Source organism: Actinomycetota bacterium (genome assembly GCA_030776725.1).
GTDB lineage: Bacteria > Actinomycetota > Nitriliruptoria > Nitriliruptorales > JAHWKO01 > JAHWKW01.
The window spans coordinates 1-9512 of the sequence record JALYHG010000099.1 but is presented as its reverse complement, the minus strand read 5'-3'; the positions used below and the strand labels follow the sequence as shown (position 1 = coordinate 9512).

Below are 9512 nucleotides of genomic sequence, written 5' to 3'. Positions count from 1 at the left end.
CACTGCTGTCAGCCGGCGACCGCCGGACCGCCGGGCCCTTGGCGCACAGGCTCGATACCGAGATCGTCGTACGTCAGCACCGGACGGTACAGCACACCCTCCCGCTGGAAGAACGAGGACGCCGCGTCGCCACGATCCAGCAGAGCAGACGCCAGGACCACGTCGGCGCCGGTTGCGCGGACGCTCCGGTACGCCTGCTGGATCGAACCGCCGAGGCTGACCACGTCCTCCACGAGGACGACGCGGTGCTCCTCTGTCAGCACCGCCCCCTCGATCAGCTTGTTCGTGCCACGACCCTTGCGTTCCTTACGGACGACGAACCATTCCGTGTCGGACAGGATCGCGACGCCGTAGGCGAACGGATCGGCTCCGAGCGTGAGCCCACCGACGGCGTCGAACGGGATGCCCTCGGCAGCGGCGATCGCGATGAGGGCCCGGCACGCCAACGCCAGGTCGCGGCCCTTCGACAGGGCTTCCTTGACGTCGACGAAGCGGTGGCTGAGCTGGCCCGACGACAGTCGGATCGGCTCCGGGAGACGTCGGTAACCGCGCTCGCGGACCACTTCGAGCAACCGTTGGCGCAGGTCAGGAAGTTCGGAGGCGGACGGCTCGGCCTCGCCCGGCGCGGACGGAGTCACCATGCCGGTGCGGGACCCGCCGCGTCTTCCATCTTCGAGCCTCTCGAAGATCGCTGATCGAGCAGGCAGCCAACCCCGCCGCCCGCGCGATCCGCGGATGTCGGGAGGCTTCGCGCACCAGCGAGGCTAGCGGCCGCCGCCAGGCCGCTCGCCGAGGCACCGGTCGAAGACAGACGGACGTCGCGGGTACGGTGCCGCCGGGCTCGCTTCGGGGGGACAGCAGTGACCGACCATCTGATCGCACCGCACGGCGGGAAGCTCGTCGATCTGATGGTGGACGCCGACCGGGCCGCCGACCTCAAGAAGCAGTCGCGGGACTGGCCCAGCTGGGATCTGACGGACCGGCAGCTGTGCGACTTCGAGCTGCTGGCCACCGGAGGGTTCTCGCCGCTGACCGGGTTCCTGACCCGGGCCGACTACGAGTCGGTGTGTGCCTCGATGCGGCTCGCCGAGCGCGTCGACGGGCGCCCGGGCGTGCTGTGGCCGATCCCCGTCACCCTCGACATCCCCGGAGACGTCGCCCGCACGATCGAGCCAGGGACACCGCTGGCACTCCGCGACCCCGAGGGTGTGCTGCTCGGCGCGCTGAACGTGGCCGAGGTCTGGGAGCCTGATCGCGAGGCCGAGGCCGAGGCGGTGTTCGCCACCACGGACCCGACCCACCCGGGGGTCGCCCACCTGCTGTCACGCAGTCATCCCTACTACGTCGGCGGGACCGTGGAGGCGGTGCAGCTGCCGGTGCACTACGACTACCGCCACCTTCGCCGCACACCCGCACAACTTCGCCGGCTGTTCACCGATCAGGGCTGGCGGCGGGTGGTGGCGTTCCAGACCCGCAATCCCATGCACCGCGCCCACGTGGAGCTGACCCGCCGCGCCGCGGCGGAGGTCGAAGCCAACCTGCTGATCCACCCTGTCGTCGGGATGACCAAGCCTGGCGACGTCGACCACTACACCCGGGTGCGGGTCTACCAAGCGGTGCTGGACAAGTACCCGCCACACACGGTGGCGCTGTCGCTGCTGCCCCTGGCGATGCGGATGGGCGGGCCGCGAGAGGCGGTCTGGCACGCCATCATCCGGAAGAACCACGGCTGCACACACTTGATCGTGGGACGCGACCACGCCGGGCCAGGCACCGATCAGTCAGGGCAGCCCTTCTACGGCCCGTACGAGGCGCAGGAGCTGCTGCGCCGCCACCAGGACGAGCTCGGCGTCGAGATGGTTCCCTTCCGCATGCTCGTCTACGTCGAGGAACTCGGCGAGTACGCCCCGGTCGATGAGGTGCCCGAGGGGACGCGGACGCTGTCGATCTCGGGCACGCAGCTACGGGAACGTCTGAACAAGGGCCTCGAGCTGCCCGAGTGGTTCACGTTCCCGGAAGTGGCCGCGGAACTGCGCCGCACCTACCCGCCGCGGAACGAACAAGGCTTCACCGTGTTCCTCACCGGGCTGTCGGGGGCGGGCAAGTCCACCATCGCCAACGTGCTCCTGACCAAGCTGCTGGAGCTGGGTGGGCGGCCCGTCACCCTCCTGGACGGCGACATCGTCCGCACCCACCTGTCGTCGGAGCTGGGGTTCTCCAAGGAGCACCGCGACATCAACGTCCGCAGGATCGGGTTCGTCGCCGCGGAGATCACCAAGAACGGCGGGATCGCGATCTGCGCTCCGATCGCTCCCTACGATGCGACCCGCAAGCAGGTCCGCGCCATGGTCGAATCCACGGGGGGCGGGTTCGTGCTGGTGCACGTCGCCACCCCGCTCGAGGTGGCCGAGAGCCGTGACCGCAAGGGCCTGTACGCCAAGGCCCGCGCCGGGTTGATCACCGGCTTCACCGGGATCGACGACCCCTACGAGGAACCCGACGACGCCGAAGTCGTCATCGACACCACCGAGCTGTCACCGGAGGAAGGGGCCAACGCCATCCTGCTGCAGCTCGAGCACGAGGGATACTACGGAGCGCCGGCCTGAGAGCCGCCGGAGGCCCCGGCTGCGGGCGGGTCGTGATCGAGCTCTGTGCAGTTCCAGGGAAGTGGCCCGGACACGCGATGGTCATCTCGAACCTTCAGCCACCGCCGGCATCCGCCGATGTAACTAGTGACAGAACGGGCGAACCGACGGGCGAACCTGGCGGTACGGGTCGCCACGGCAACGGAACCAGACGCTGCCAGCCACGACCAGGAGCACACGAGTGGGACGCGCCATCGTCGTTGACGATGACCCGAGTATCCGCAGCCTCGTCCGCCTCACCCTGGAGATGGAGGGCTACGCCGTCGACGTCGCCTGCGATGGCCAGTCGGCACTGGACCTGGTCCGCACGAGGGAACCCGACCTGGTCGTCCTCGACATCATGATGCCGGCGATGGACGGAGCGACCGTCGCTCGCACGATCCGGTCCGATCCCGCCTACGATCACGTCGCGATCGTGTTCCTGTCCGCCCTCGTCACCGACGACCACGTCTGGGACGGATGGCGCACCGGCGCCGACTCCTACGTCACCAAGCCGTTCGACATCGACCACCTGATGCGCGAGGTCGATCGCGTCACCCAGGCCCGCGCGGCTCTGGCCGTCAGTGACGCAGCATCCAGGATGGTCATCGACGAGCCGACCAGGTGATGGGCGCGCCGCCGAGCTGCGGCCTCAAAGATCCCAGACCAGGGGGGTGATCAGCACGGTGGTGACGATCACGACGGCGGTGAGCGGGAGCCCCAGTCGCCAGTAGTCACCGAAGCGGTACCCACCGAGCCCATGCACCATGGTGTTGGTCTGGTACCCGATCGGGGTCAGGAACGACGCCGAGGCACCGACGGCCACCACCACGGCGAACGCCTGCGGATCGGAACCGATGCGGGCGGCCACCCCCAAGGCAACCGGGACCATCAGCGCCGCGGCGGCCGCGTTGGTCACCAGCTCGGTCAAGATGAGCGTCGCGATCAGCACGGCGACCAGCGCCGCGACCGGCCCCGACGCGGTGGCCACCCCCGTCACCGCCTCCGCGGCCCAACCGGCCAGCCCTGAGGCCTGGACCGCCCCGCCGAGGCCGATCGCGCCCGCGATCAGAAGGAGAAGATCCAGGTCGAGAGCCTGGCGGGCCTCGGGGACGCTCAAGACCCGCGTGACCAGGAGCGCCACGACCGCGGCGAGCGCCGCGTGCAACAGAGGCACCGCGCCGCTGGCTGCGACGACCACCATGGCGGCGAGCACGATCAGCACGAACCACGCGCGCCGATCGACTTTCGGCGGCTCCGCGTCGACGGGGACGATCAGCAGGAAGTCTCGCCGGTCGCTCCAGCGGTCGGCGAAGTCGCGATCGGCCAGGAGCAGCAGCGCGTCGCCGGGTCGGATGCGGACCTCGCCGAGCTTTCCCCGGACCGGTGCACCCGCCCGGTGGATGGCGACGATGGCCGCGCCGTACCGCCCGCGGAAACTGATCTCCTTGGGGGTGCGGCCAGCAGCGCGCGAGGCGGCGCCGACCACCACTTCGAACAGCCGGTGGTCGTGCTCGTCGAGGAGGTCCACGTGGCCCTCCTCGGCGGACTTCAGACCCGGCAGCGCGCGCAGGTCACGGACGTGGTCGACCTGGCCCACGAAGGTGAGCACGTCCCCGCCGTACAGCAGCGCGTCAGGGGCCACAGGCGCGATCTCGTGGCCGTCACGCTCGATCCTCACGAGGTAGACCCCAGCGAGGCTCCGCAAGCCTGCCGAGCGCACGTCCCGGCCGTCCAACACCCCGCCGGGCTCGACCTGCATCGCGAAGGTGTAGTCACGTCCGTGGTCGGCCAGCTGCTCGTGGGGGCTGCGACGGTCGGGCAGGACACGCGGCGCGAGCAACGCCAGCACCGCACTCCCGACCACCGCGATCGGCAGGCCCAGCGGGGTGATCTCGAACAGGCCGAACGCGCCAACGCCGGCCTCGTCGCTCAAGCCGGACACCAGCAAGGTGACCGATGTGCCGATCGTGGTGATCAGCCCCCCGAGGATCGCCGCGAACGACAGCGGCATCAGGAAACGCGACGGAGGCCGGCGGACACGCTCCGCCCAGGTTCGTAGCGTCGGCGCGAGCATCGCCACGATCGGGGTGTTGGCGATGACTGCGGATGACGCAGCCACCGCAGGGACGAGCCGTCTCAGCACGCGGCGGTCGGAACGGTCCCCTCCGAGCACGTGGCCGAGCAGCCGCTCCACGGTCCCGGTCGTCTGCGCCGCACGGGAGACGACCAGCAGGGCGGCCACGGTCAAAGTCGCGGGGTTGGAGAACCCGGCGAAGGCCTGGGCGGCGTCCACCACCCCGACCAACAGGAGCACCACGACCGCACTGAGCACAGCCACGGCCGGTGGCACCAGCTCCCGGGTCAGGACGCCCACCGTCACGATCAGCGTGGCGAGCGTGAACCCGGCCTCGAACGTCACCGGTGGGGCTCCTCCCGATCCGCGCGGGAGTGTACGGCCGGGGTGCTCAACGGAGCCCGGTGTCCTCCAGGCCCCAACAGGACGACCGCGCCACGATGGCGGGTCCCGCCGCGAGACCCGCCGAACGGCGTAGGTCCCGCGCTGCGCGGCGTCGCGGCGCGGGCGATGATGCATGTTTCGGACGACGTTCGAGGAGGGCCCTGTCCGTGAGCGACGACGCGCACCGGGTGACGTTCGCGGAGGTCGACACTGACAACCGGTGCTGGGGTTCGGGCACGACCGGCCTGGGCTGCGACCGTGAGGCGACGTTGGCGGTCGGCCTGTGCCGCGAGTGTCACGCCGCGATCTCCACACGTGTGGAGCAGGGTCGGGCCCCGCGGCGACCGGCGCTTCCCCGCGGCGGTGTCGTCGAGGTGAGCGTCGTCTTCGGCGACAGAGGGGAACTCGTGGACAGGGTCGTCGAGGCAGGAACCGAGGCCGACCGTTCGTGACCCGCAACTGTGGCGGGTCTCATATCGCACCCGCCACGTCTATCCCCCATAACTAACGAGTCACGGATAACGAGCGACCCAGGTTCCCTGTTCCTGCGAACACTCTATTTATCGGTGCTATCCGCGTCGCTATCGCCGGCTTATTCTTCCCGGCGATGTAACTCGTCCTCCAGTTCGAGGATGCGCTCGATGCCAGCGGCGGGGATCCCCTCATCAGCCAGGCGCATCGCGCGCGCGAGCCGCGCGATGTCATCCCGGGAGTAGCGGCGCTGGCCCGATGCAGACCGTCCCGGCTCGACGAGACCGCGCTTGTCGTAGCCGCGCACCACCTGCGGATCCACACCCATGAGATCGGCGACGACACCGACCGTGTACAACGGCTCGTCGGGGGCGTCCAGGGCCTTCTCCCATTCCTCCTGCTCGGAGGTCCCTGCCTCGGACATCGCGATCTTCTCCATTCGGGCCCACATGGAGCGGTCTCATGCTCCCCGGAGCCGCTCCGCCTGGCTGGCTGACGCCAGAAGCGTCCGCTGGCGCCCACGCCCAGGACATCGGTCATCAACCATAGCCTTAGTCTGGCTTTAATGAGGATACTTTCCTAACTGCATCGGAACAAACCTTTCATGGGTGCACGGCGTGGCCGAGACCGCCGGTGGTGTGCTGCTGGCCGTCGGGTTGCTGACCCCCTTGGCCGCCGCGGCGATCCTCGCGGTGATGCTCAACGCCGCCGTCGTGGTGCACGCCCGCAACGGCGTGTGGGTCCAGCAAGGCGGCTACGAGTACCCGCTGGTGTTGGGTGCCGTGTCAGCCGGCATCGCTCTGACTGGTCCCGACGCGTTCGCGCTCGACGCGATCGCCGGCTGGGATCTGACGGGTGCGTGGGCAGCAGCCGGCATCATCGGTGGACTCGCCGTCGGTGCCGCGGTGCTCGCTCTTCGCCAGCAGCCGCAGCCCGCGGGTCAGGACCGCTCGGAACGCCACGACTCGGGGCGGCCGGGCACCCCTGCACACGCCGTCTGAAAGACGTTGTGACCACACGACGACATCCACCGGGCCTGGCCGACAGACCAGGCCCGGTGACCCGCTAGGTGCGCCCACAACCGCGCGCGCCGTGACCGAGGTCACGAAGCCGGTGCAACCGCCCTGCCGTCGGTGACCTGCCAGACGCGGTACGCCCTGGCTGCCGCTTGGGCCTCGGGAACGACCCACGTCCCGCCGACCACGGCGACCGCATCACGCCCCGTCCGCGCGAGCAGATCGGCCCGTCTCCGCGCCCTGTCGACGTCCTTCAGGCCCACGCCCACCGACGCCTCCACGACCACGTAGACCTCCGCCCCGTCTTCCCGCCGGCGACCCTGCAGCACGGCGTCGGCCCGGCGGAGCTCGTCGGTCTCGTCCTCGGTCAGGATCCCGTCGGCTACAGCGGCCTCGAGAAGGTCGTCGAGTTCCCGGGGGGTCAGCGTGTGCAGACGGCGAGCGATGGTGGACAGGTAGGTATGCGGACGCTCGCGGTAGCGGCGTTCGATCGCGTCACCACGCAGCCAGTCGACGTGTCCGGTCAGTGCGGATACCTGCTCGGTCAGCCCCTCGACGATCTTCGCGAGCCGATCCACGTACCGACCGAGGGCCTCGAGGCGCTCCTCGGTCCGCTGCTGCGCTGCCGCCAGCGCATCCACCCGCTCCGTCAGCGCATCCACCCGCCCCGTCAGCGCCGCCAAGCGCTCCTCGGTCCGCACCTGCGCTGCCGCCAGCGCATCCACCCGCTCCGCCAACGCATCCACGCGGGCCGTCAGCGCATCCACGCGCCCCGTCAGCGCCGCCAGCCGCTCCTCGGTCCGCAGCTGCGCTGCCGCGAGCGCATCGAGAGAACGGGTCACCCGGCCCCAGTTGGGGTCGTCGAGCATCTCGCGAAGCTCCGTCTGGCGCTCCGGGTGTTCGCGCAGCAGGCGGAGGAGGCGGTCGAGTTCGTCGCCGGTCACCCGTTGAGCGTAACCCCGCGCGGTCGTCTCGACCGCGCGCCGTCCTCGGGTGCTGTGGAGACCGACGGACGCAGCCGGGCCGTCGATACGGTCGGGGCGGGAACATCGCGAACGAGACATCGCGTGCACCCGAACGGCACCCGAACGACAGGAGAGGGTCGATGCGGTTCAGCGTGTGGCCGGGGCCGATGCAGTCCTGGGAGTCGGTCCTCGCGCTCGCCCGCCGCGCGGAGGAGACTGGCTGGGACGGGGTGTGGTTCGCCGACCACTTCATGCCCAACAGAGACGACCCGCGTGGGGACACGCTCGAGTGCTGGGCGACGATCGCGGCGCTGGCTGTCGCGGTGCCTCGCGTCCGGCTGGGCACGCTCGTGTGCGGCAACACCTACCGCCATCCTGCGGTGCTGGCGAACCAGGCCGCCACGGTCGACGTGGTCTGCGGTGGGCGCTTCACCCTCGGGATCGGGGCGGGCTGGCAGCGTAACGAGCACGACCGTTACGGCATCCCGTTCCCGTCGACGCGTGAGCGGCTCGAGCGGCTCGACGAGGCGTGTCAGGTGATCAAGTTGCTCACGACGACCGAGCGCGCGGACTTCTCCGGCCGGTACTACGCGCTCGACGGCGCCCCGCTGGAGCCCAAGCCCGTGCAAGACCCGCTTCCCCTCCTGGTCGGCGGCGGCGGGGAGAAGGTGACGTTACGCATCGCCGCCGAACACGCCGACGCGTGGAACACCTGGGGCAACCCGGATGTGATGCGCCACAAGGTCGAGGTGCTCGAGGGGCACTGTGAGGACCTCGGACGCGACCCGTCGACCATCCAGCGGAGCGCCAACGCGTTCGTCTACCTCCGCGACGACCACGCTGAGGTCGACCGTCTGCGGGCCAGCGTCCCGACGAGCCGTTCGATCGTCGGAACCGCCAGCGAGCTGACCGACATGATGGGCGCCTACCGCGCCGCCGGGATCGACGAATTCATCGTCCCCGACTTCCACCTCGACGACGACCGCCAGCGCGCCGAGCTCTACGACCGGTTCATCGAGGAGGTCGCGGCTCCCCTACGCGACTGACCAGTCGCCGTCCGGCCAACGGGGATCTGGCCCGGCGTCCGTCACGGCCGGTACGCGTCGACGCAGCTCTGAGCGATCGGCGCCTCCCCGGGGAACGTCGCGTCGCCGGCGGCGGCCAGCACCGAGCCGTCTGGGAGCACGGCCGCCCCGTGCTCGCTGCGTGGGCAGCTCATCTCCCCCGCGCTGACCCACGACTGCTCGCCGGGGTCGTACCGCTCAGCGGACGCGAGCGAGGTCCGTGTCCCCTGGTTGAAGAACTCCCCGCCCACCACGAGGACGGTGCCGTCGCTGAGGACGGTCACGGTGTGGCCGCGACGTGCTTGCCGCAGCGTGGCCGCCTCGGAGAACGCCCCCCGCGCCGGATCGAAGATCTCCGCGGACGCGATCGCGCTGGTTCCCGCATCTCCGGCCGCGACCAGGACACGCCCGTCGTCGAGCAGGACGGCCGCGTGGTCGGTCCTGGGCTGTGTCATCTGACCGGTGCGGCTGAACGTCCGGGTGTTGGGGTCGTAGAGCTCGGCCGACGCGACCGCACGGACCTCGTCGCCCTCGACGCCGAGCCCCCCGGCGATCAGGACGCGCCCGTCGGGCAGCAGCGTCGCCGTGTGCTCGAAGCGCGCAACGAGCATGTCACCGATCGACGTCCACGTGGCGGAGGCGGGGTCGTAGACCTCGGCGGTGCCCGTCGGACGCACCGTCTGGCCGCCGCCGCTCGCCGCGCCAGTCTCACCGGTGCCGCCGGTGACCAGGACCGTGCCGTCGTTCAGGACGGTCGCGGTGTGACCGAGGCGGGGATGGCGCATCTCGGCGGTGGGTTCCCACGAACCGGCGGCAGGATCCCACAGTTCGGCCGACGCCAGGAGTCCCTCCGCCGAGATACCGCCGGCGGCCAGCAACCTGCCGTCATCGAGCAGGACGGTGCGGTGTCC

10 protein-coding genes are annotated in these 9512 nt (G+C 70.4%); 5 read left to right on the top strand and 5 right to left on the bottom strand.

Annotation, left to right across the window (positions count from 1 at the left end):
* Nucleotides 1-8: 8 nt before the first annotated feature.
* Nucleotides 9-641, bottom strand: coding sequence for an orotate phosphoribosyltransferase (locus M3N57_04555; GenBank protein ID MDP9021969.1), 633 nt, complete (start codon nt 639-641; stop codon nt 9-11).
* A 267-nt stretch (nt 642-908) separates the two neighbouring features.
* Here M3N57_04555 and M3N57_04550 point away from each other — a divergent pair, with 267 nt between their 5' ends.
* Together M3N57_04550 and M3N57_04545 are read left to right on the top strand one after the other, a co-directional pair.
* Complete coding sequence (locus M3N57_04550; GenBank protein ID MDP9021968.1) at nt 909-2606, top strand: bifunctional sulfate adenylyltransferase/adenylylsulfate kinase; 1698 nt, start codon at nt 909-911, stop codon at nt 2604-2606.
* 220 nt (nt 2607-2826) lie between these two features.
* Nucleotides 2827-3252, top strand: coding sequence for a response regulator (locus M3N57_04545; GenBank protein ID MDP9021967.1), 426 nt, complete (start codon nt 2827-2829; stop codon nt 3250-3252).
* A 24-nt stretch (nt 3253-3276) separates the two neighbouring features.
* Here M3N57_04545 and M3N57_04540 read toward each other — a convergent pair whose 3' ends face one another.
* The gene (locus tag M3N57_04540) at nt 3277-5046 is read right to left on the bottom strand and encodes an SLC13 family permease (GenBank protein ID MDP9021966.1); all 1770 of its coding nucleotides are present in this window, start codon (nt 5044-5046) and stop codon (nt 3277-3279) included.
* A gap of 206 nt (nt 5047-5252) precedes the next feature.
* Here M3N57_04540 and M3N57_04535 point away from each other — a divergent pair, with 206 nt between their 5' ends.
* Complete coding sequence (locus tag M3N57_04535) at nt 5253-5537, top strand: hypothetical protein (protein ID MDP9021965.1); 285 nt, start codon at nt 5253-5255, stop codon at nt 5535-5537.
* 140 nt (nt 5538-5677) lie between these two features.
* Here the strand turns inward: M3N57_04535 and M3N57_04530 are convergent, their stop codons facing one another.
* Complete coding sequence (locus M3N57_04530; GenBank protein ID MDP9021964.1) at nt 5678-6007, bottom strand: MerR family transcriptional regulator; 330 nt, start codon at nt 6005-6007, stop codon at nt 5678-5680.
* Nucleotides 6008-6173: 166 nt separating this feature from the next.
* On the opposite strand from M3N57_04530, the gene M3N57_04525 reads away from it, so the two are divergent.
* Nucleotides 6174-6557, top strand: a complete 384-nt coding sequence (locus M3N57_04525; GenBank protein MDP9021963.1) for a DoxX family protein — start codon at nt 6174-6176, stop codon at nt 6555-6557.
* Nucleotides 6558-6658: 101 nt separating this feature from the next.
* On the opposite strand, the gene M3N57_04520 is transcribed toward M3N57_04525, so the two are convergent.
* The gene (locus M3N57_04520) at nt 6659-7516 is read right to left on the bottom strand and encodes a hypothetical protein (GenBank protein MDP9021962.1); all 858 of its coding nucleotides are present in this window, start codon (nt 7514-7516) and stop codon (nt 6659-6661) included.
* A 161-nt stretch (nt 7517-7677) separates the two neighbouring features.
* Between M3N57_04520 and M3N57_04515 the strand changes: the two genes are divergently transcribed.
* Nucleotides 7678-8583 (top strand): LLM class F420-dependent oxidoreductase, encoded by a 906-nt coding sequence (locus M3N57_04515; protein MDP9021961.1) that lies wholly within the window; start codon nt 7678-7680, stop codon nt 8581-8583.
* Between the two features lie 41 nt (nt 8584-8624).
* Here M3N57_04515 and M3N57_04510 read toward each other — a convergent pair.
* Nucleotides 8625-9512: hypothetical protein (locus M3N57_04510; GenBank protein MDP9021960.1), on the bottom strand; the 888-nt coding region annotated here is incomplete at its 5' end.